Source organism: Streptomyces shenzhenensis (assembly GCF_003688995.1).
GTDB classification, from domain to species: Bacteria; Actinomycetota; Actinomycetes; order Streptomycetales; family Streptomycetaceae; genus Streptomyces; species Streptomyces shenzhenensis_A.
The window spans coordinates 39,103-59,673 of sequence record NZ_PENI01000046.1 but is presented as its reverse complement, the minus strand read 5'-3'; the positions used below and the strand labels follow the sequence as shown (position 1 = coordinate 59,673).

The 20,571-nt window shown below is 70.4% G+C and carries 17 protein-coding genes and 1 pseudogene; 5 read left to right on the top strand and 13 right to left on the bottom strand.

What is annotated here, in order from left to right:
• Positions 1-62 precede the first annotated feature (62 nt).
• Together CTZ28_RS41960 and CTZ28_RS49420 are read left to right on the top strand one after the other, a co-directional pair.
• Positions 63-980, top strand: a complete 918-nt coding sequence (locus tag CTZ28_RS41960; RefSeq protein ID WP_259472056.1) for an NmrA/HSCARG family protein — start codon at positions 63-65, stop codon at positions 978-980.
• Entirely contained in the window at positions 922-1,290 is a 369-nt protein-coding gene (locus CTZ28_RS49420; RefSeq protein WP_310887653.1) for a transposase, read from the top strand. Before CTZ28_RS41960 ends, CTZ28_RS49420 begins: the two co-directional genes overlap by 59 nt.
• 23 nt (positions 1,291-1,313) lie before the next feature.
• On the opposite strand, the gene CTZ28_RS41950 is transcribed toward CTZ28_RS49420, so the two are convergent.
• Entirely contained in the window at positions 1,314-1,991 is a 678-nt protein-coding gene (locus CTZ28_RS41950; RefSeq protein WP_121895021.1) for a response regulator transcription factor, read from the bottom strand.
• Entirely contained in the window at positions 1,992-3,179 is a 1,188-nt protein-coding gene (locus CTZ28_RS41945) for a sensor histidine kinase (protein ID WP_121895020.1), read from the bottom strand.
• Positions 3,180-3,368: 189 nt separating this feature from the next.
• Here CTZ28_RS41945 and CTZ28_RS41940 point away from each other — a divergent pair, with 189 nt between their 5' ends.
• Together CTZ28_RS41940 and CTZ28_RS41935 are read left to right on the top strand one after the other, a co-directional pair.
• The gene (locus CTZ28_RS41940; RefSeq protein WP_121895019.1) at positions 3,369-3,644 is read left to right on the top strand and encodes a hypothetical protein; all 276 of its coding nucleotides are present in this window, start codon (positions 3,369-3,371) and stop codon (positions 3,642-3,644) included.
• Between the two features lie 120 nt (positions 3,645-3,764).
• Complete coding sequence (locus tag CTZ28_RS41935; RefSeq protein ID WP_121895018.1) at positions 3,765-5,219, top strand: alpha/beta hydrolase; 1,455 nt, start codon at positions 3,765-3,767, stop codon at positions 5,217-5,219.
• Between the two features lie 302 nt (positions 5,220-5,521).
• On the opposite strand, the pseudogene CTZ28_RS49075 reads toward CTZ28_RS41935, so the two are convergent.
• Positions 5,522-5,716, bottom strand: a pseudogene (locus CTZ28_RS49075) (hypothetical protein); the annotation flags it as partial.
• Between the two features lie 61 nt (positions 5,717-5,777).
• Entirely contained in the window at positions 5,778-7,280 is a 1,503-nt protein-coding gene (locus CTZ28_RS41920; protein ID WP_121895017.1) for a multicopper oxidase family protein, read from the bottom strand.
• Between the two features lie 309 nt (positions 7,281-7,589).
• On the opposite strand from CTZ28_RS41920, the gene CTZ28_RS41915 reads away from it, so the two are divergent.
• Complete coding sequence (locus tag CTZ28_RS41915) at positions 7,590-8,768, top strand: cytochrome P450 (RefSeq protein WP_121895016.1); 1,179 nt, start codon at positions 7,590-7,592, stop codon at positions 8,766-8,768.
• A gap of 94 nt (positions 8,769-8,862) precedes the next feature.
• On the opposite strand, the gene CTZ28_RS41910 is transcribed toward CTZ28_RS41915, so the two are convergent.
• From CTZ28_RS41910 to CTZ28_RS41870, 9 genes are all read right to left on the bottom strand, one after another.
• Complete coding sequence (locus tag CTZ28_RS41910) at positions 8,863-11,562, bottom strand: AAA family ATPase (RefSeq protein ID WP_121895015.1); 2,700 nt, start codon at positions 11,560-11,562, stop codon at positions 8,863-8,865.
• Between the two features lie 88 nt (positions 11,563-11,650).
• A complete protein-coding gene (locus CTZ28_RS41905; RefSeq protein WP_310887652.1) occupies positions 11,651-12,238 on the bottom strand; it encodes a sigma-70 family RNA polymerase sigma factor in 588 nt (195 codons plus the stop codon).
• A gap of 514 nt (positions 12,239-12,752) precedes the next feature.
• Positions 12,753-14,555 carry an NADase-type glycan-binding domain-containing protein gene (locus CTZ28_RS47535; RefSeq protein WP_183154856.1) on the bottom strand — a complete coding sequence of 601 codons (1,803 nt, stop codon included), beginning with the start codon at positions 14,553-14,555 and terminating at the stop codon, positions 12,753-12,755.
• Positions 14,552-15,109, bottom strand: coding sequence for a phage tail protein (locus CTZ28_RS41895; protein WP_121895013.1), 558 nt, complete (start codon positions 15,107-15,109; stop codon positions 14,552-14,554). The genes CTZ28_RS47535 and CTZ28_RS41895 overlap by 4 nt, the downstream gene beginning before the upstream one ends.
• The gene (locus CTZ28_RS41890; RefSeq protein WP_121895012.1) at positions 15,106-17,064 is read right to left on the bottom strand and encodes a putative baseplate assembly protein; all 1,959 of its coding nucleotides are present in this window, start codon (positions 17,062-17,064) and stop codon (positions 15,106-15,108) included. The genes CTZ28_RS41895 and CTZ28_RS41890 overlap by 4 nt, the downstream gene beginning before the upstream one ends.
• A complete protein-coding gene (locus tag CTZ28_RS41885; RefSeq protein ID WP_121895011.1) occupies positions 17,064-17,510 on the bottom strand; it encodes a GPW/gp25 family protein in 447 nt (148 codons plus the stop codon). The genes CTZ28_RS41890 and CTZ28_RS41885 overlap by 1 nt, the downstream gene beginning before the upstream one ends.
• Positions 17,510-19,372: a VgrG-related protein gene (locus CTZ28_RS41880; RefSeq protein WP_121895010.1), complete on the bottom strand. Its 1,863-nt coding sequence runs from the start codon at positions 19,370-19,372 to the stop codon at positions 17,510-17,512. The genes CTZ28_RS41885 and CTZ28_RS41880 overlap by 1 nt, the downstream gene beginning before the upstream one ends.
• Entirely contained in the window at positions 19,372-20,097 is a 726-nt protein-coding gene (locus CTZ28_RS41875; protein ID WP_121895009.1) for a CIS tube protein, read from the bottom strand. Before CTZ28_RS41875 ends, CTZ28_RS41880 begins: the two co-directional genes overlap by 1 nt.
• Positions 20,098-20,113: 16 nt before the next feature.
• Positions 20,114-20,539 (bottom strand): phage tail protein, encoded by a 426-nt coding sequence (locus CTZ28_RS41870; RefSeq protein ID WP_121895008.1) that lies wholly within the window; start codon positions 20,537-20,539, stop codon positions 20,114-20,116.
• Positions 20,540-20,571: the final 32 nt, after the last annotated feature.

Below are 20,571 nucleotides of genomic sequence, written 5' to 3'. Positions count from 1 at the left end.
GAAGGATCAGCAATGTTCATCAGGAACACGGTCGTGATCGCCGATGGCGCAGCGTGGTCGGCGTGACCAACATCAACAAAACCGTGGTCGTCCTGGGCGCTACGGGCCAGCAGGGAGGAGCGGTCGCCGCGGCGCTGCGGGCCGACGGCTGGGGGGTGCGCGCGGTCGTGCGGGACCCGTCCGGTGACCGGGCCCGGGCCCTGTCCGCCGTCGGCGTGGAAACCGTGCGTGGTGACCTCGGTGATTCGGAGTCGCTCCGCGCGGCCTTCTCCGGCGCCCATGGCGTCTTCAGTGTCCAGCCGAACTCCGGCCAGGCCGGCGCCGACGTGACCAACGAGGACGAGGTCCGCTTCGGCGCGGCCGTGGCCGAGACCGCCGAGCACTGCGGCGTCGCCCACCTCGTCTACAGTTCGGCGGTCACCGCTGGTTCGACAACGGGCGTTGCCCATCTCGACACCAAGAGCCGTATCGAGGCCCATGTCAGGGACCTGGACATCGCCGGCACCATCATTCGGCCGGCCACGTTCATGGAGCTCCTCGTGACCCCCGGAACGGGCCTCGACCGGGGACACCTGTCCTTCTTGATGCGCCCGGACCAGGCCATGCAGTTCATCGCGGTACGCGATATCGGCCGCATCGTCGCCGCGGTCTTCGGCTCACCCGATCGCTACGTCGGCCGCACCATGGAGATTGCCGGTGACGCGCTCACCGGCAATGACCTGGCCGAGCATCTGACCCAGGCCGCTGGTCGGACGATCAGCTACAGCCGCCTGCCGGCGACGCTGTCGGCACAGGACGAGGTCCTCGGCAAGTTGGAAGCACTCGTAGACGACGGCAGGCTGGCGGGAAACGCGAACCTCGACGCGTTGCGCGCGGAGTTCCCCTTCCTACTGCGCTTCGACCGCTGGCTGGCGGGCCCTGGTGCGGTCCTCCTGGCTGAGGCGCTTCGTGCCTCGGACACGGGCATCGTCTTGCGCTGACGAGGCATTTCCGGATGAGCTCGGCCGTAGTGGGCGGACGGCGTCCGTCCGCCCGGTTGGCCGCGACGGCCTCGGCGGGGCAGTGCGGATCGTCACGGAGATCGGTAAGGCGGCCGCGGAGGTCGCGCGGGATTTGGGTGTGCAGCCGAGCACGCTGCAGAACTGGGCCCACCGCGCCCGGGCCCGGGCGGACGCGGAGGCAGCCGGGGGCCTGAGCGAGTCCGAGCGGGATGAGTTGCGCCGCCTGTCCGAGGACGCCCATGGTGCCCAGCAGCTCGACCTGCCGCTGAAGGGGCCTGAGTCCGTTTGAGGTTCGCCTCGTCGCGGGGTCCGTCATTCCTCCGCGTCGCGGACCAGGAGCGCGATCTGTACCCGGTTCTCGACCGCCAGCTTGGCGAACAGGTTGCCCGTGTGTGCCTTGACGGTCGCGATGCTGATGTGCAGCCTCCGGGCGATCTCCGGGTTGCCCAGCCCGTCCGCGATGGCCCGGGCCGTTTCGAGTTCTCGTTCGGTCAGCGCGGCCAGCTGCTTCCGTGCGGCTTCGCGGGACGAGTCGCGAGCGTAGGAGGACCGTGGACCGGTGGCTGCGGCGATCACCCGTGCCGTGGCCGCTGGAGACAGTACGGGGTTGCCCTCCGCGACGGTCCGCACCGCATCGAGAATCCGCGGCGGTGGGGTGTCTTTGAGGACGAACCCGAGTGCTCCTGCGTCCAGCGCGCCGAGCACCAGAGCATCGGAGTCGAACGTGGTCAGCATGAGCACCCGGGGTGGCGCCCGGCGGGTGAGGATTTCCCGGGTCGCGCTGAGACCGTCACGGCCGGGCATCCGCACGTCCATCAGCACGACGTCCGGCCGCTGCTCATCCACCACGGTGATTGCGGCGTCCCCGTCGGCGGCCTCCGCGACGACGGTCAGGTCCGGTTCGCCGTCGATGACAAGCCGCAGCGCCACGCGCACCAGCTGTTCGTCGTCGACGATGACGACGCGCACCGGCTCCCGCTCGTTGTCCACTCATGTTCTCTTTTCGTGGGTGGGGTTCGGCCAGGGTAGTCGTGCGGTGAGGACGTATCCGTTGTCGGGTGTGGGGTGATGGTCGAGTGTTCCGCCGGCGAGGGTGATTCGTTCGCCGAGGCCGAGCAGGCCGAATCCCGACGCCGGCGGTCGCACGTTTCTTGTGATGGCTGGGGAGTTGCGGACACTGACCTCTAGTGTGTCGCCTTCTGTTCCTTCGAGGGTGATGTGTATGTGTGCGCCCGGGGCGTGTTTGGCGGCGTTGGTCAGTCCTTCTTGGACGATCCGGTAGCAGGTTCGCCCTACGACGTCGGGCGGATCTGCCGTCAGGCTGGTGGTCAGTGTGACGTCCAGTCCGGATGCGCGGGCGTCGGCTGCCAGTTCGGGGATGCGGTCGAGGGAGGGCTGTGGTGGTTCCGGGCGGGTCGGGTCGGCCCGGAGCACACCGAGGACATCCCGTAGTTCCTCCAGGGCTTGATGGGAGCTGTCGGCGATGGAGCGGACCAGCACGCGGTTCTCCTCGACTGTGAGGTCGCCGCGGTGGTCCAGCACCCCGGCCTGCATGGCGACCAGGGAGATCCGGTGCGCGAGCACGTCGTGCATCTCGCGCGCGATCCGGTTGCGTTCCAGGGCCCGTGCCTGCGCCGCTCGCGCGGTCTGTTCCCGTTCCGCGCTCTCCGCCCGGTCCCGCAGGGACCGCACTTCGGCACGCCGCGCGCCGATGGCCATGCCCACGGCCGCCGCGATGCCCGCGGTCAGTGCCGGGAACGTGAGCAGTGCCCACAGCGGGCCGGGCGGGCTCGGGCCCTGGACCGGGTAGAGCCCGACGGCGAACTGTGACGCGGTCACGTAGGCCATCCCGACGGCACCGATCTCCACAAGACGGCGACGGGTGGCGACCGAACCCAGCGCCATGAGCGCGGCGCCGGTGGCGAGTGTCGACGCGGTCGACGCGATCGCGACCGTCATGGCGACGGCGAGCGGGAACCGCCGCCGCCACACGAGCGCCGTCAAGCAGCCGACCGCCACCAGCGGATCACCGATCAGGAACCAGGAGCCCGTTCCGGCCGCCTGCCACTTCAGCAGCACACCGGTGGCGAGCCAGACAGGTATGCCCACTGCCGCGGCCGCTGCCAGCCGCCAGGCCTGCGGCCACCACCCGAGCCATGGTGCTACGTCCGTGTCCACCTGGTCATTATCGCGACACCGTATGTCCGGTGAGTCGGACCGAGGGATGAGACGCCCTGGACCAAAGTCGAATGACCGTCTCGCCTGTGGTCGAAGGCCTTTCGAGCCGTCGGGCTGATGTGGAGGCCGCGCCGCACGGACAGACTCGTTCACGTGCCGAGACAACCGGACACGAGACGGAGAAGCACCATGCGCGAGGGTGGCTTCGGAGCCCTTGAGGCGGTGGGGATGGCGATCACGGCCCTGGCCGCCCAAGCGGTGATCCGCGGTCTGCTCAACCAGGACTCCGAGCTGCTGTGGGGCATCTTCGACTGGGTCCCGGGCGGCCTTGCCGGCCGGGTGACCCTTCTCGGATCCATCGCGCTCGTCGCGACGGTGCTCGGTGGCTGGGCACACACTCACCGGGAATCGGACGCCGGGCGGGCCGGTGATGCCGGAGAAATCCGCTGCCGAGAAACGGCCTGACGCAATCCGGCACGCGGCCACGTCCTGTCCGGCCGGCATCCACGGGCCGGCAGGACCTGACAGCGGGCGTTCCGAGCCCTCGTTCCGGCGTCCCCATGCGCCCCTTCAGGAGGACATCAGATGCGCAGAACACTCTCCCTCGCCCTGGCCGCCACCGCGCTGGCGGTAACCGCGCTTCCGGGGGTGTCGGTGGCGGCGACGCCGGACACCGTGCGGTGGGGACCGTGCCCGGAGGACATCGCCTCGCCCCGCCTCGAGTGCTCGACGCTCGAAGTCCCCCTGGACTACCGGGATCCCGACGGCCGGCAGATCGAGATCGCGATCTCGCGACTGGCGAGCGAGAACCCCGCGCAGCGCCGCGGCGTGCTGCTGACCAATCCAGGCGGCCCCGGCGGTACGGGACTCGACTACCCGGCCCTTCTCGCCGGCTCAGGGCTCCCCCAGAAGGTGCTGGACTCCTACGACGTGATCGGCTTCGACCCGCGCGGTGTCGGCCGCAGCGCGCCGGTGACCTGCGATCTGATGCCGGAACAGCAGGCACGCGGCAACTTCCCGCCGTACGCGCACACCGCGGCCGATGTCACGCGGGAGGTGAGGTACGCGCGGACCGTCGCCGAGCAGTGCGCCACCTCGCGGACGGCGTGGATGTTGCCGTACACCACCACCGCGAACACCGCGCGCGACCTGGACCGGATCCGGGTGGCGCTGGGCGAGCCGAAGCTCTCGTACCTCGGTCATTCGTACGGCACCTACCTCGGTGCGGTGTACGCGACGATGTACCCCAAGCGCGGCGACCGGGTCGTGCTCGACAGCAACCTGGGCCCGGGCGGTTACGACGTTACGGCCATGCGGTTGTTCGCCCGTGGAATGGAGGACCGGTTCCCGGACTTCGCGGCGTTCGCGGCCGCGCGTCCCGAGTACGGTCTGGGCACCACGCCGGAGCAGGTGACCGCGAAGTTCTTCGACCTCGCGAAGCGGTTGGAGGCGAAGCCGGTCCAGGGCATCGACGGGACGTGGTTCCGCGGGCTCACGTTCGAGTACCTTTACAGCGATGCGACCATGCCCCTGCTGGCCGCCACCTGGCAAGCGCTCGAGAATGACCGGCCTCTGCCGCCCGCACTGCCGTTGCCGGAGAACATAGAGAACCTCTTGGCCTCCCGCTTTTCAGTGATATGCGGTGATACGCGCTGGCCGGGAACGGTCCAGAAGTATCAGCGCAACGTCGCGGTCGACCGGCTGAAGTACCCGATGCTGGGCGGGTCCACGGCCAGCATCGGACCATGCGCGTTCTGGCCGGACACGAGGGTCGAACCGCCGGTACGCATCGGTGACCGGGGCCCGTCGAACGTGCTCATGGTGCAGAACGAACGCGACCCGGGGACACCGCTGGCCGGCGCCCAGAAGCTGCGGAACGCGTTCGGGAAGCGGGCCACGATGGTGACGGCCGACCAGGGCGGCCACGGCGTCTATCCGTTCGGCCCCAACACGTGCGCGAACGACGCGGTGACGGCATTCCTGACCACTGGGCAACGCCCGCCGCAGGACCTCGCCTGCGCGGCGGAGCCGAGCGAGTAACGGGAACAGGGACATGTCCAAAGAGCGGCGTCGTCGTCGGGCCGTGCGGCGGATCCAGCCCGGGTACGGACGACCGGGAGCGCTGGCGGGCAGCGAGGGTCCCCGACGAACGCGGCTTCGCCACCAAGGGAGAGCTGGCCAGGCGCCTCGTGCTGCGGGCCCTGGCCTCTGATCTCCCTCTGGCCTGAGTGGCTGCGGACGCCGCCTACGGGCAGGAGGGTCGATTCCGCCGGTTCCTGGCGCCTCGCCTCGCCGGGAACCGCCGGGTCGGCCAGTCGCTTCGCGCGCACCTGCTGAACTGGTCACGCTGGCGCCGGTAGTGGTCCCTGCGTCAGTGGGGCCAGCTTTCCAGAAGGGGATGCGCCGCGCTGCTCATGGTCGGCAGACACCACGAGCAGGTCCGGTATCGCCGCAAGGTACGGGTGCACCTGACCGCGGTCCAACCGATAGGCACCGCAAAGGAACTCGAAGTCGGCAGGGCCGCCGACGCGCCCCGGATGCCCGGGAGGAAGCGTTGGCGAGTTCGGCCGCGATGCGGTTGCGGGAGGTCACGGCCAATCAGGAGTGCTGGTGTGTCTGCGGTACGACTCCGACCTTCTCGCCTTCGCCCAGGACCACGAACTGGCCCATCATGCCGTTGTCCTCGTGCTGCAACAGGTGGCAGTGGTACATGTACGGCGTGTTCGGGTCGGTGTGGCCGCGGAAGCGCATCGCCAGCCGGTAGTGCTTCCCCTGTGCCAGCAGGACGGTGTCCTTCCAGCCGCGCAGGTGTGGTTCCGGCTTCCCGCCGTCAACCGTCAGCACCTGGAACTGCACATCGTGGACGTGGAAGTTGTGCAGGAATCCGTTGTCGTTGACCACGTCCCACACCTCGACGGTGCCCTCCCGGACACCGAAGTCGATGCGGTCCATCGCCATCGACCGCCCGTTGATCTGGTCCGACGCGAGCACGAAGGAGCGTTCCTGCGCGACCTTTTCACCGGCGAGGTCCGGTGCGACACCGGGCGCGGCAGGGATTTCGGCGCCGTCGGACAGGGTGGCCGCGGCCCGGAACTGGCAGATGTCGAGGCGGTCGTCGAAGCCATCGACCCGTCCCAGCGTGCCGCCGTACTCGGAGGGGTAGGAACGCAGTTCGACCCGTTCCCCCGGCTTGAAGGCCACCACGATCTCGGCGCGTTCACCCGGCGAGAGGTACAGGCGCTCGGTGCTCCACGGTTCGGCGAGCAGGCCGCCGTCGGTGGCGACCAGCGAGAAGGGCCGGTCGTCGGAGAACCCGAAGTTGTACAGACGCGCGTTGGAGCCGTTGAGCAACCGCAGCCGTACGAGTCCGGTCGTGACGTCGACGTACGGACCGAGCGTGCCGTTGACGAGCACCTCGTCGCCGATCACGCCCAGCGTGCCGCCCAGCGGCACCCGCTTCTCGAACTGGTTGTCCCCGTCGAACGCACGGTCCTGGACGATCATCGGGATGTCGTCGATGCCGTATTCGGACGGCAGCTTCGACGCCTCGGAGTTCTCGTCGTCAACGATGAACAGCCCGCTGAGGCCCCGGTACATGTGGTCGGCGGTCGAGCCGTGGACGTGCGGGTGGTACCAGAGCGTCGATGCGGGCTGGTCGATCACCCACCGCGGTCGCCAGGTGTCTCCGGCCGGGACGACCTGGTGCGGTCCTCCGTCCATGGCCGCGGGCAGGTGCATCCCGTGCCAGTGGAGCGAGGTGTCCTGATCCAGGCCGTTGCGCACGACGAACTCGACCTGCTCGCCGCGCCGCGCGCGGATCGTCGGACCGAGGTACGGACCGTTCACACCCCAGGTGCGGGTGGCCGGCCCGGCCTTGAACCGGGTCCTGCCCGATTGGATGCCGAGCGTGAACACCCGGGCGCCCGGCGTGCTGATCTCCGACTCTGCCAGCGGCGGGATCGGCAGGGCCTTGTCGAAGGCGATCTTGCCGACCGTGTCCTGCTTCGCGGCGGCATAGTAGACACCGTAACCACCGCCAGTGAGGACAACCGCGCCCCCGATGCCGAGTCCGAGGGCCTTCAGCGCTGTGCGTCGTTTCATGGGGAAACCGTCCCGCGCCGCAGGGCATCTTCGCGTCGGCGCAAATTACCTAGACCACTGCGGGCGGCCGTGACAGGCAGGAACCTCGGCACACCACCGCGTCGCTCGCCTCGTTCCGTAGGCCGGCGCGGCTGATCGTTCCGGCCGTACGTCTACGTTACGTAGTTCTTGCCGACGCGAAGGGTGCCCCCGTCGCGGGAGAGTTCTCGCTCCGGACGTACACGGTTTGGCCTTCAACGCGTCGGCCTCCGCCCCGAGGTGGCCAGTTGCTCGTCGCCGTGTTCGCTACGCCCGTCCCCTGGAGGACCGTTGTCCCACATACCTGTCAGCGACGTCGATCTCTACACCGAATCGGCGCGCACCGACCCGTACGAGATCTATGCCGAACTTCGGGCTCTCGGGCCTGTGGTGCACCTGTCCCGTTACGACCTCTACGCGTTGCCCCGCTACGACGAGGTACGCGCGGCACTGATGGATTGGCAGACGTTCTCGTCAGCGCGTGGAGTGTTCGTGGATCCGGACGTGAACGCCCGACTGGAGGGGATCACGCTGTGCAGCGATCCGCCCGAGCACACGGCGATGCGCTCGGTGCTGGGGCGGCCGCTGCGGCCGGACCGGATGCGCGAGGTGACTCCGCGGATCGAGGCCGAAGCCGACGAGGTCGTCGCGCGGGTTGTCGGCCGGGGTCGGTTCGAGGTCGTCACCGAACTGGCGGAGTACCTGCCCATGACCGTGGTGTCGGACCTGGTCGGGCTTCCCGATCACGGACGGGAGAAAATGCTGGAGTGGGCCGCGGCCATCTGGAACACCCAGGGACCCGCCGACGAACGGGCAGCCGCGGCGGGGCCGGCCGTCGAGGAGTTCATTGCATTCGCCATGTATGACGCCGTGCCGGGAAAAATCGACCCCGACGGCTGGGCGGCGCAGCTCTACGAGGCCGCCGAGCGTGGCGAGATCCCCGGGGACAAGTGCCCGGTGATGATGCTCGACTACGTCACGCCCAGCCTGGACACGACGATCCTGGCGCTCGCCAACGCGGTCGCGTTGTTCGCTCAGAACCCGGACCAGTGGGATCTGCTGCGTGAGGACCGCTCGTTGATTCCGCACGCGATCAATGAGTCGTTGCGCCTGGAATCCCCGGTGCCGCAGTTCAGCCGGGTGCTCACCGAAGACCACGAGATCGGCGGAGTTCCGCTGGCTGCCGGGTCACGGGTCGCGCTGCTCTATGCCTCCGCCAACCGCGACGGGCGCCATTATCCGAACCCGACGCGCTTCGACATCGCCCGCCGCCCTTCGGACCACCTTGCCTTCGGGCGGGGCGAGCACGTGTGCGTCGGGATGCACCTCGCCAGGCTGGAAATGAGCGCGTTGCTGGAAAGGCTCGCCGACCGGGTCGCCCGCTTCGAAATCCTCGAACACCGACCGTTGATCAACAACGGGCTGCGAGGTCTCGACTACCTGAACGTGGCAGTCGAACCCGCGACCTGACACTCGATCACCGTATTCCGAAAGGCGTCGGCAGGAGGGCGTGACGAGGTTGGGGGATCCGGTCGGGATACTGCCGTACCCGCCAGGCGGATATCTACGTGAATCGGTCGTGGATGAGTAGGTCGGGATGGTCCTTGAGCTGGCGTCGTGAGGTGAGGCCGAGTTTGCGGAAGACGTTGCGCAGGTGGGCGTCGACGGTGCGCTTGCTGATGAAGAGCTGGCCGGCCACCTCGTTGGAGGTGGCACCGGAGGCGACGAGGCGGGCGATGGCGACTTCCTGCATGGTGAGCTTCTCGTAGGGCTGCTCGGAACGGGTACGGACCCTTTCGCCGGTGGCGCGCAGTTCGTTGGCGGCTCGTTGGGCGAAGCCCTCGCTTCCGGCACCGGACAGTAGCTCATGCGCGATGCGCAGGTGCTCGCGGCAGTCGCGGCGGCGTCCTGCACGGCGCAGCCACTCTCCGTACAGCAGGTGTGCGCGGCCCAGGTAGGGAGCCAGGCGGTCCGTGGAGAGGAGCTCGATGGACTCCTGGAAGTGGTGCTCGACGCCGGTCACGAGCCCTCGCGCATAGGCGGCGATCCCTAGGCCGGCGGTGGTTCCGCCGGCCTCGGTGCGTTCGGTCAGCGACGTCAGCGCCTCCGTCGCGGCAGCGCGGTCGTCGCAGTGGACAGCTGCCTCGACGAGCTCCGGCAGGGCTGATCCGGTGAGGAAGACGTCGTCGTGCTCGGTGGCCCTGCGCGCCGCGGCCAACGCGGCCGGGTAATCGGCGAGTCCGTTGTTGAGCAAGGCCGTCGTCGCGTGGAGGTTCGTCACCTGCCCCGCGCCGTGCGGAGCGTTCTCGGCCTCCTGGGCAAGCTTGCGGAACTCCTCGCGGTGGCCACGCTGTGCGGCCAGGTGCAGCCGGTGGTGGGCGAGGGGAGGAACGCCGGCGGCATCGGCGATCGCGGCCTCCTCGGCAGTGGCGGCGATCGCCTGCCCGAGGTCGCCGAGCATGACGGCGTCGATGGCCTTCTGCGCCAGGCCGAGCCTGAGCAGCAGCGGAGAACCCGATGCACGGCCGTCCTTCACCAGCCAATCGGCGATGTCGCTATGGGTCTTCGGATCCCACAGCTCGATGGCGATCATGGATGCGAGGGCCGGCCGCCGCAACCACAAGGGCTCGTGCTCGCCGTGCAGAGTCCGGTGCAGGAGCGGAGCGGCAGCCGAGTATCCGTTGGTGACCAGCTCGATGAGCGCGTCCAGCAGATCCGGGGAACGGGATGCCGGTGCCGCGGATCGGGCCGCGGCCACCACCTTGCGGATGACGCCGCCGCCACGGCCGACGGTCAGGCTCATCTCAAGGGCGTCCAGGAAAGAATCGCGTGCCTGCTGCGGATGCAGAGCGGACAGCCGTAGCGCGGCGCGCGTCATGAGCATCGGGCCGACGTCGTCGCGTTGCCGGGTGAACGCCGTCCGGCCCCGCAACAGATCGACTCGGGCGTGCCGGTGGTCATCCAGAGCGGCGGTCTCCAGAGTCGCGAGCAGCCTTTCCGTCACGTCCGTCGTCCCGGCGTCGAAGTGGGCCTCCGCTGCCGCCAGAGTCCGCTCGATCCGGCGCTCGGGGTCCAGTGACAGTGCCACCGAGCGTTCGAGGAACGCTGCCGCCGCGGCCACGCCCCCACGTGCCCGCGCCCGTGACGCGCACCGCTCCAATGCGGCGGCGATGTCGTCGTCGGGGCCGGCGCTGGCTTGAGCGCGATGCCAGGCCCGCCGGTCCGGCGCCCCCGTCGGGTCGGTGGCTTCGGCCAGCGCGCCATGAGCCAGGCGGCGCTCACGGGCCGGGGCGGCTCGGTACACGGCTGATCGCGCGAGTGGATGGCAGAAACGGATCTGGTGGCCGAATTCGACCAGCCCGGTCGTGGCAGCCTCCGCGCTTGACGGGGCCAGGTCGAGGCCGAGGTGGCGTGCGGCCGTCCAGAGCAGGTCAGGGTCTCCGGTCGGGTCGGCGGCCGCGACGGTGAGCAGAAGCCGGGCTTCCGCGGTCAGGCCGGTCAGCCTGGTGCGGAAACCATGCTCGATCCGGGTCGGTACGGAGGACGCATCGGGCGGCGCGAAGCCGCCGGCCCGTGGCAGTTCGAGCAGCGCGAGCGGACTGCCTTGGGCCTCCGCGATCAGCCGGTCGCGCACCTGGTCGTCCAGTGGGAACGGGCTGCGCCTCGTCAGCAGAACCCTGGCGTCGTCGTCGTTCAGACCGCGAATGACAAGCCCCGGTAGCTCGTCGAGCTCCTCCGCGCCGTCCCCCGACCGAGCTGCGAACAGCATGGCGATCGGGTCGGTCGTGATCCGGCGGCCCAGAAAGAGCATGGCCTGCAACGATGCTCTGTCCAGCCATTGCGCGTCATCGATCAGGCACAGCAGTGGTCGTTCCTGCGCCGCGGTTGTCAGCAATCCCAAGGCCGCGAGGCCGACGTGGAACGGGTCGGGCGTTCCCTCGGCCAGACCGAAGGCTGCCCGCAAGGCGTCGTGATGCCGGTGCGGCAGAGCGTCCAGGTGCTGCAGCAGCGGCACGCACAGCTGATGCAATCCGGAGTACGGCAGATGTCGCTCGAATTCCGAGCCCGAAGCGCGAATGATCCGGAACGCTGACGCCGTGTGCGCCGCATGGGTCAGCAACGCACTCTTGCCGATGCCCGCCTCGCCTCTGAGCGCCAGCGCGCCGCCCCGGCCCGAGACGGCCCCGCCGGTCAACTCGTCAATGTGGCGTTTCTCGTCAAGTCTGCCGAGGAAAAGGCCAGATCGAGGTGAGAACGTCAACATGGCGAAGACTCTAACTTGTCGGCCCACGATGGCCATCACACGCTTGGTGTGGGGCGAGGTGCGGAGAACTCGACGGCGGCAGCGTGTGTCACGCCACGGACGGGTACCCCCAGTCGGGCTTCCCCCCGGCCTCCTCAGCGACGGTCTCCCGGACGCTCACGGCCCTGCGCAGCGCCCGCACCGCGTGGTGCAGGCGCGACTTGACGGTGCCCGGCGGGACGCCGAGCACGAGGGCCGCCTCGCGCGTCGACCGGCCGGCGTAGTAGATCTCGTACAGCACCTCCCGGTGCTTGGGCGGCAGCCTCCGGATCGCGTCCTTGAGGATCATCGACGACAACATCCGGTCGACTCCGTCGGGCTTCGCCCACAACTCGTCCAGCCAGGCGGTGCCGCCGACCTCTCGGGGGCGGGTCATGCGCAGTCGGTACTCGTCGATGACAATGTTGCGGGCAACCCGGAACAGCCACGGGCGCAGCGGCTCGCTGCCGCCCACGTCCTGAGTGCGCCAGCAGCGCAGCAGTGTCTCCTGCACCACGTCCTCGGCCCTGTGCCGGTCTCCTCCCAGCAGCCGCAGCACGTAGGTGTACAGAGGACTCGCGTCTTCGTCGTAGAGCGTGCGCATCGCGCGTTCCCGGGCACTGACCGTGCCCGAGGAACCCAATATGGTCCAGGTCACGTTCGTACTCCGTCGGCGAGGACTGGCATCGGCCGGGATCGGCGAATCGCCGATTCGGCCATACGTTGGAACACGGGAGATCTCCTTCAATGCTCTCTGCCACAGGCGAGGGGGCGTCGGCCGGGCGGGGGCCGGCTCGATGCGCCGCAGCGCGGCTTCACCCCGTCAGAGGGGGTGCGGCGCCGCGCTCTTCGTCGCCGCGAACGACGCTAGTGAGGCACCGGGTTTTTGAGCAGAGGGAGATTTTCCTGACGCTGTCAGGTTTTCCAGTCAGGTCGTAGTTCTGTGGATCTCACCGCCTGTCAGCGGTGACGCGGCGTGCCTCGGCCGCGGGGACGACACCCTGTACCCCCGCGGCGCCCAGGACGCGGCGCCGGCGAGGGAGCGGGCGTGACGGGCTACGTCGTGTCCCCGCCGCGCCGCACACATGTGAACCGGCCGGTGCGACGACCGAGCGTGGCCAACCGAGTCGAGCCGTGTCCAGTGGCGTGTTCGCCGGTTGGGACCCTCTCCGTTACGACGTGTTGCTGTTCGAGCGGCCGAAGAACTCGATCTCCGCGATCGACACCTGCTTCTTGGCGTCGGCGGCGTAGGCCGAGCGCAGGACGAAGCGCACGGCGACGACCTCCTCGACCCGGAACTTGCGCCGCTGGCTGCCCGCGCTCTGGTCGAGCGTGATGGTCCGGGTGCTCGTCTTTCCGTCGGCCGTGGTGATCTGCGCGTCGATGCTGCGGGGGAGGGCCGACTCATGGAGCATGTCCACCTTGGTCGAGACGCCGGAGGTGACGATCAGGTCCAGCAGACGGGTCGGCCGGTCGAAGCGGGCCTCGAGCCACTCGCCCTCTCCGGACTGCGGGACACCCGGCCCCCACCAGGTGTTGCTGAGCTTGTCGAAGGCGAGCCCGGCACCGTGGCCGGCGTACGAGCGCGACGCCTTGACGCTGGTCGGGACCACCGGGGCACGCTTGGCGAAGTGGTCGCGGATCGCGTCGATCCCGGCACCGATGTTGAGGACGAGCGTGACGGTCAGGGCGAGTACGAGGGCGCCGACGACCCAGTTCATGACGTGTCCGAAGCCGCGGCGCAGACGGGGGCGGTCGCCGGCCCACGGGGTCTCCTCGGTCCGGAAGCCCGGTAGCCGGCGCCACCAGGGCTGCCGGCCCGAGGGGCGCCGGTCGCCGCCCGCCATCGGCATGGCGCAGCGGCCGCAGTAGTGCCGGTCGGGGTGGTTCGGAGTGGCACACCAGGGGCAGGGGAGGCCGCCGTCCGGACCGGACTCGGGGCCCGGGGCACGGACTTGGGGGCGGTTCGCGACCGGACGGCCCGGCAGGACAGGAGCGACAGCGGGGTTCGCGGGCGCGCGGGGTTCGGGGTCGCTCACGGGTATGAGGAGCGACCTGGCCCGTTCGGCGGCGGACGGGACCGGCTCGGTGTCGGCGTCGTCGTCCCAGTCGGTGTCCGGATGGGTGTGCGGATGGGCGCCGTCCGCCCGGCCGGGGGAGGAAGCACCGGCGGCCGGGCCGGTGGAGGCCGTCGCCGTGCCCTGCTGGTGGGACGAGACCGGCCCCGAACCGGTCGACGCGGTGGCGGAGTTGCCGGATCGGGGCAGGAGAGGCGGCGCGGTCGGGGAGCCCGCGGGCTCGGTGGGCGACCGCCATGTCCCATCGGGCCCGGAGGCGGACGCGGTGTCCGGCTGCCCGTTCCCGGCGGCCGTACCGGAACCGCGTGCGGTGTCCGCTCCCCGGGGACCGGACGACCCGGCGTCCGGCCGGGTGTCACCTGTCTGCCCCGCCTGCCCGGGCGCGCCATGGAGGCCGCTTCCCGTCCGGGGAGCGGTGTCCCGCTCCGGCCGGTCGGCGGCCCCGGACCTCTCGGCCCCGCCGCCCCGCCACCGGGCCTCGTCGCCGCCCTGTCGGCCGCTGCCCGGCCGGGCCGTGCCCGCGAGGGCCGGGTCGTGCCCCGTACGAGCCGTACCGGTGCCCGTCTCCGGCCGGGCGAAGGCATCCCATCCGGGCCGGTCGCCGCCGTCCCGCTCGCCGGGAGCGCCGCCGTCGGCCCCGGCGCCCTCACGGGACGGGCCGTCCGCCGCCGTGCCGGGAGCGCCGACGGTGCTCCCGGGCACAGAGCCGTGCGCCGGTGCGGCGCCATCGGCGCGTACGGGTTCCCTGCGAGCCGCATCGGACCGGTCCGGGCCGCCGGACCAGCCGAGTACCGAACCGCAGGACTCGCAGAAGGACTGGCCGGGCTCTGCCCGGGTGCCGCACTCCGCGCACCTGCGGGCCGTCTCCCGTCCCGCGCCGGAGGTCTGGCTGGTCATCTCTCGGGGGTCCTTCCGTCGGCGGTCACCTGGACCGTGTAGGGCATGTGAGCGGGGCGTGCGGCCGCCACGAGGCTGTCGAGGCGGTGTTCGTCCGCGGAGGTCGGGTGGGGCAGCCGCAGCGTGACGCGCAGATGCGGCCGGCGGTCGCCGGGCACCGGACCGAGGGGCCGGTTGTGCCAGGCGGCACCGCCGCTCTCCGTGATCTCCGGCGCCACGCCGAACACCAGGCGTACCGCCTCGGACAGGCCGCGACCGGTGCCCCGTATCCGGTGCAGATACGCGGCGGCGGCGACGGCGGCGCGCAACCGGTCGTCCGGCTCGGTGCCGTCGGTCTCCGCGCCGACCCAGCCGGCCAGCCACCGGGTGAAGTCCACCGGGGCCAGCGACGGCGTGAAGTAGGAGTCCAGACAGTCGAGAACGGTCAGGATCGGCGCGAGCACCTCGTCGAGCCCGCTGACGAACCGCTGTGCGAGCTCGTCGTCGGCGAACACGGCGGGAAGCATCACCCCGAGGGGAGCCGAGGATCCCAGCCCGTCGATCGAGCCCCTCACGGCCTGTCTCCGATCACGCGGACCCGGTGATCGAAGGAGAAGACCAGGGACGGGGGTTCGAGGTCGATGCGGTCGGTGGGGTCGCCGCGTTTGCCGGTCAGGGGGTCGGCCGGGTGGAGCTGGACCTCGTCGACCAGTTCGACGCCGGGGACGCGTTGGAGGACGGCGAAGACCTCACCGGACTGCACCGGGCGGCCGAAGGGCCAGCCCCGGCCGTCGGCGCCGCCGGTCAGCGGGGCGAGGTGGCGGTAGAGCGCGTCGTGCGCCTGCCGGCGGACCCGGTCCGTGTCGGTGCCGCGGAACGCGTGGAGCGTGGCGACCACCGTGACGCCCTGGTAGAAGGGCGGGCCCACCGCCAACCGGGTGCCGATCAGGCGGCGTTCGTCCAAGTAGCGGGTGATCCGCCGCAACAGCGCGTCGCCGGGGACGAGTTGCTCGAAACGCAGCCGGCCGCCGGGATCCTGCACGGCCTGGGGGACCACCAACACCCGTACCGCGTACGCCCCGTGCTCGCCCATGTCGCCCTCCAGGCATGTGATCCGGGCCGTCTCCGGGGCGGCACGGCGGGCGAGTTCCTCGTAGTCCCGCAGGGTCACCGCCCGCTCCTGGGCGCGCAGCGTGATGGGCGCCCTGACCTTCGCCTCCTCCACCGTCTCGCCGTCGACCCCGCCGCGCGCGGCCTCCCGGTTGACGACCTCGGAGACGTATGGGACGGACGTGCGCAGCACCTGGACGGCGCCGCGCGCGACGTTTCCGGCCCGGCCCCCGCCGGTGCGGTAGCGCAGGGCGCGGACGACGGAGCCCTTGGGTGCCACCGCCCCGTACTGACGCAGGGTGCCGTCGGGTTCCCGTACCGCGGGACCGAAGGCGATCTCGCCGGTGGCTGCGTCCAGGGTGATGTGCCGGTCGTCCGGGGCGGAGGCGGCGAACGACGGGACGACCTCCCAGTCGGTCCAGCCGTCGTGCTCGGCGGTCTGCAGCAGCACCGGAGGCGTGTCGCCCACCACGGGGGCGTGGGCCAGCCGCAGCCGTTGCCCGGGCAGGCCGGTGGACTCGCCGAGCGCCTCGTCGTGCACCGTCTCGGCGTGCACGGCCGTGGTGGTGCCGCCGAGCGTGAACGCCTCCGCGGCGCGGACCGTCGGCGAGGCGGTGTAGAAGGGCTGGTCGGACAGTGGCTGGGTGACCCGGCAGCGCAGCCAGCCGGCCTCCTGCCCGCCGGTGCGGGACAGGGTGTGCGCGCCGGGGACGTGCAGGACCAGCGCGCCCGGCCGGTTCAGGCCGCCGGTGCCGTCCCGGTCGACCTCGCAGGCGGTCCAGCCGTCCTCGGTCCACGCCTCCCAGGCCAGCGGCGGCTGCCGCGGGTCCACGCCGACGCCGTCGACCCGGCTGTCCAACTCCACCGCGACCGCGCAGTGCGGCACGGCGGCGGTGAGCCCGAGCAGCATGCAGTCCCCGGGCCGCGGGGCCTCGGAGAAACACATCACGTCCTTGCCCTCGGCGAGGTCGGCGGTCCGGTCGGTGCCGGACTCCCCGCTGTGCTGGACCACAAGGTGCCGCAACTCGCAAGGAACAACGGTGAGTTCGCGCTCGGTGGCGAAGACGGCGGCCTCCTCGCTCTCGGTGCGCGTGGTGGCGACCTCGGTGCCCACCGGCAGCGACACGGGCTCCTCCTGCGGCGCGGACAGCCAGAACGTGACCTCGGTACGGGCCGCGGAGGGCGGGAAGAGGGTGATGCCGACCAGATCCAGGAACGCCAGGTGGTTCTTCTCCGGCACCCGGTTGAGCCGGTAGACGATCTGGTCGGCCATGTGGGCGACCGTTTCCACCAGGGTGACGCCCGGGTCGGAGACGTTGTGGTCGGTCCACTCCGGGGCGCGCTGCTGGATGTAGCGCTTGGCGTCGTCGACGAACTGCTGGAAGCGGCGGTCGTCGAGGTTCGGGGAGGGCAGGGCCATCAGCGGTCGCTTTCAGGGGAGTTGCCCGCGCCCAGGGCGTCGGGCTCCTCGTCGGAGGGGATGACGTAGAACGGGAAGACCAGGCTGCGCGGGTTGTTGGTGCCGCGGATCGAGTAGCGGACGTCGATGAAGAGCACGCCCTGCTCCGTCTCGGCGCCGGCGGTCACCTCGACGTCGCTCACCTCGATGCGCGGCTCCCAGCGGTCGAGGCTCGTATACACCTCGTGCTGGATGCGGCCGGCGGTGGCCTCGTTGACCGGGGCGAACACCAGGTCGTGGATGGCGCAGCCGAACTCGGGGCGCATCGGCCGCTCACCGGGCGCGGTGGCCAGGACCAGCCGGATGGCCTCCTCGACCTCGCGGTCCCCGCTGACCAGGGCGATGCCTCCGGTCGGGCCGATGCGCAGCGGGAACGCCCAGCCGGAACCGACGAACTGCTCGGCCATCAGATCACCGGCTTCCCGTTGGCGGTGACCAGGCCCAGCATGCGGATGAACGGGGCCTGCACATTGACGCCGGCCGGTCCGGTCGCCCTGAGCTGCACACCGCCCGCGGGGCCGAGCGCCCTGAGGGCCAGGATGCCGGCCGTGGACCCGACGTTGAGGGCGGAGCGGGCCTCGATGTTCATGGCTCCGCCGCTCTTGATGGTGAGGGACTTGCCCGCCGAGAGCGTCAGATCCGTGCCCGCGTCGACGGACACCGAGGTACCGCCCGTGATGCTGACGGCGCCCTGGCTGTCCACGGTGATCTCGGTCTTGGTGCGGTCCAGGTTGATGATCAGCCGGTCGTTGCCGCTGGCCAGCCGGACGCCCTGCTTACGTTCGCCGGTGTGCTGGCTGAGCAGGTCCATCCGGTTGCCGTCCCGGTCGGACACGGTGTGCAGGACGGCCTTCTTCTTGACCGGGTCGTGCAGCCACATGTCCTTCACGACGGTCGGCCGGTCGACGCCGTTGTAGAGGCCGCCGATGACGAAGGGGTGATCGAGCGCGCCCCGGTCGAAGGCGACCAGCACCTCGTCGCCGACGTCCAGCGGGAAGATCCCGCCGCCCGCCTTCCCGCCGAGCTGCACGGTCCGCGTCCAGTCGCTGACGTACGCGTCGTCCAGCCACGGGAACTGCAGCCTCACCCGGCCCTGCTTGAGCGGATCCTGCACGTCGGTGACCAGCGCGTTGGCCACGCCCGGCAGCCGGGGCGCCGCCGTACCGCCGCCGGACGTCAGGCCGAACAGCGAGCGCCACTGCCGGCCGCTCACGATCACCAGCGTCTCGTAGTGACTGCCCGCACCGAAGGTGTGCCGTACGGAGGTGATCGTGTACTTGCCCTCGAAGGGGACCCCCACGTCGCTGAGCGTGATGGCCACGCCGGGGCGCAGCACGGGATTGCCGCGCACCGTGACCTCCAGCTCGGCGAACGAGGAGGTGACGTCGTCCGCGAGGGAGGCGGCGGCGAACGAGACCTCGGGCCGGCGGTCGTACGGGGTGTCGGTCTCGACCAGTCTGGCGGCCTTGAAGGCCGTGGCCGCCTGCTGCGGAGTGACCCCGATGTCGAAGGCGGGGTTGGCGCCCGCCGTCGTGCGTTCGACGATCTTCTTCTTGGCCGGGATGTCCCAGCCGCGTGCCTCCACCTTGTCGACCTGGTCGGCTGCGGTGACGGCGGCCCGGCAGCGCAGTAGGTCGCCACGGCCCCGCAGCACACGGGGGTTCGGATCCTCGGGGGAGCCCACCGGGGGTGCCTTGGACGCCGGGTCCGGTTCGGCGAAGTCGAACTGCCCCTTGGCGTTCAGCGACATGACCACCTCGTTCTCGTCGGCGAGCCGAGCGAGGAAGTCCCAGTCCGTCACGTTGGACTGGCTGATGAACTCGTAGACCGTCTTGGTGGTCTTGATGTTCCCGATGGCGATGCCGTTCGTCGCGGCCAGCTTGCGCGCGATGTCGGAGGCGGTCTGGTTGCGGTACGCGGCCACCCTGCGCACCCGCATGAGACGGTGGCCCGGGTCGTACCCGCGGATGACGGCGAACGTACCCGTGCCGTCGTAGTCGATCTCCATGCCGGTGACCTCGCCGGTGAGCAGCGGGGACCCCGCGCCCTTGCCGTCGGCGACGGGAGCGATGACTACCTTGGAGCCGAACCTGACGTTCAGTTTCCCGAGCACGTTCCGCTTCGGATCACGGAAGGTGAGCCGGAACTCGCCCGGCACTCCGGCCCCGAGATCGACCCAGCCGCCGACGAGCAGCTTGATGTATTTGGCCGGGATCTCGTTGCTGTCGATCGTGACGCGGATGATGTTGGAGTAGGACGGCTCCGCCATCAGAGACGCACCTCCTCGGCGGCCGGGAGGACGAGTTCGGTGCCGGTGGGCAGGCGCGAGGGGTCGTCGATCCCGTTGCTCTCGGCGATCGCGCGCCAGGCGGACGCGTTGCCGTACTCGCGCCAGGCCAGCGAGTGCAGGGAGTCGCCGGCGACGACCCGGTGCACGCGCTGCGCGGTGAGTGCGCCCGAGGTCGGGTTCTGGTTCTCGGTCGTGCCGGGGATCTCGTGCAGCGACACCTGGCAGGTGGCCCGGATCGGCACACCGGTCGTGCCGAACAGCGAGTAGGTGACGTCCACGGAATTGACGTACGAGGTGAAGCGGGCCGTGGAGAACGAGCCCCACTGGAACACCACCCAGGGCGGCGAGGGCTGCATCGCGGCGATGCTCTTGGCCGTCACCTCGCAGCATTTCAGCAGGGACTCCACGTTCTTCAGCACCGCGTCGCTGCTCGGCTCGGCGGACGAGTCCAGGAAGACCTCGACCGTCATCCGACGCGGTTCGGGCCCCATGAACTCGGGGACCGTGCCGTCGCGCACGGCCGCGGCCGGCGTGGACTTCCACTGGGACGTACGGGTCAACTGCAACTGCGTCGGGTTGAAGTCGAAGTTGAACGTCTTGATCAGACCGCCCGGCGTGGTCCCGGAGCCGACGGGCGGTTCGTGGATGGCGAGTGTGGCGCGCACGAGGCTCTTGCCCGCGCCGCTCTTGCTTCCCTTGGCCATTGCGTGTCTCGCCCCCTCAGTCCGTGAACCCGTGGTGGGTGATCTCCAGGACCTCCGTGGCGACGGCCGGGTTGGCCGGGTCCAGGGTGGGGCCCTGCCAGCTGACCGGCAGTGCGTCGATCAGTCCCCAGTGGGCCACCTCCGAACCGTCCGCGCGCAGCGCGGCGATCTGCGCGGTCGGCCGTGTGATGCCCGTGGACACGGAGGAGATCCAGGCTGCGACCTTGGAGGTGTCCGGGGTCAGCGGTCGGGTCAGCCGGATGGTGGAGTGGCTGACCCGCGACGGAAGTTGCCAGACGAACCCGTTGTTGCCGCCCTCCTGGCGCTGTTCGATCTCCACCGCGGACGAGAGCCCTTCGCACCCGTTGAAGTACCCGAGGCTCTCGCCGTCGATGGTCAGGGTGAAGAAGATGGTGGAGCCCGGGTCGAGTTTGCGGGACATCGAGGAGCGGCCTTTCTGCTGATGCCGGTCGT

What these genes read in the sequence shown, in the direction of transcription:
- CTZ28_RS41940 (WP_121895019.1), top strand. Translation starts at nt 3,369, where the DNA reads ATGCGCGAGGGTGGCTTCGGAGCCCTTGAGGCGGTGGGGATGGCGATC.
- CTZ28_RS41935 (WP_121895018.1), top strand. Translation starts at nt 3,765, where the DNA reads ATGCGCAGAACACTCTCCCTCGCCCTGGCCGCCACCGCGCTGGCGGTA.
- CTZ28_RS41890 (WP_121895012.1), bottom strand. Translation starts at nt 17,064, where the DNA reads ATGGCCCTGCCCTCCCCGAACCTCGACGACCGCCGCTTCCAGCAGTTC.
- CTZ28_RS41910 (WP_121895015.1), bottom strand. Translation starts at nt 11,562, where the DNA reads ATGTTGACGTTCTCACCTCGATCTGGCCTTTTCCTCGGCAGACTTGAC.
- CTZ28_RS41875 (WP_121895009.1), bottom strand. Translation starts at nt 20,097, where the DNA reads ATGGCCAAGGGAAGCAAGAGCGGCGCGGGCAAGAGCCTCGTGCGCGCC.
- CTZ28_RS47535 (WP_183154856.1), bottom strand. Translation starts at nt 14,555, where the DNA reads ATGACCAGCCAGACCTCCGGCGCGGGACGGGAGACGGCCCGCAGGTGC.
- CTZ28_RS41920 (WP_121895017.1), bottom strand. Translation starts at nt 7,280, where the DNA reads ATGAAACGACGCACAGCGCTGAAGGCCCTCGGACTCGGCATCGGGGGC.
- CTZ28_RS41880 (WP_121895010.1), bottom strand. Translation starts at nt 19,372, where the DNA reads ATGGCGGAGCCGTCCTACTCCAACATCATCCGCGTCACGATCGACAGC.
- CTZ28_RS41885 (WP_121895011.1), bottom strand. Translation starts at nt 17,510, where the DNA reads ATGGCCGAGCAGTTCGTCGGTTCCGGCTGGGCGTTCCCGCTGCGCATC.
- CTZ28_RS41870 (WP_121895008.1), bottom strand. Translation starts at nt 20,539, where the DNA reads ATGTCCCGCAAACTCGACCCGGGCTCCACCATCTTCTTCACCCTGACC.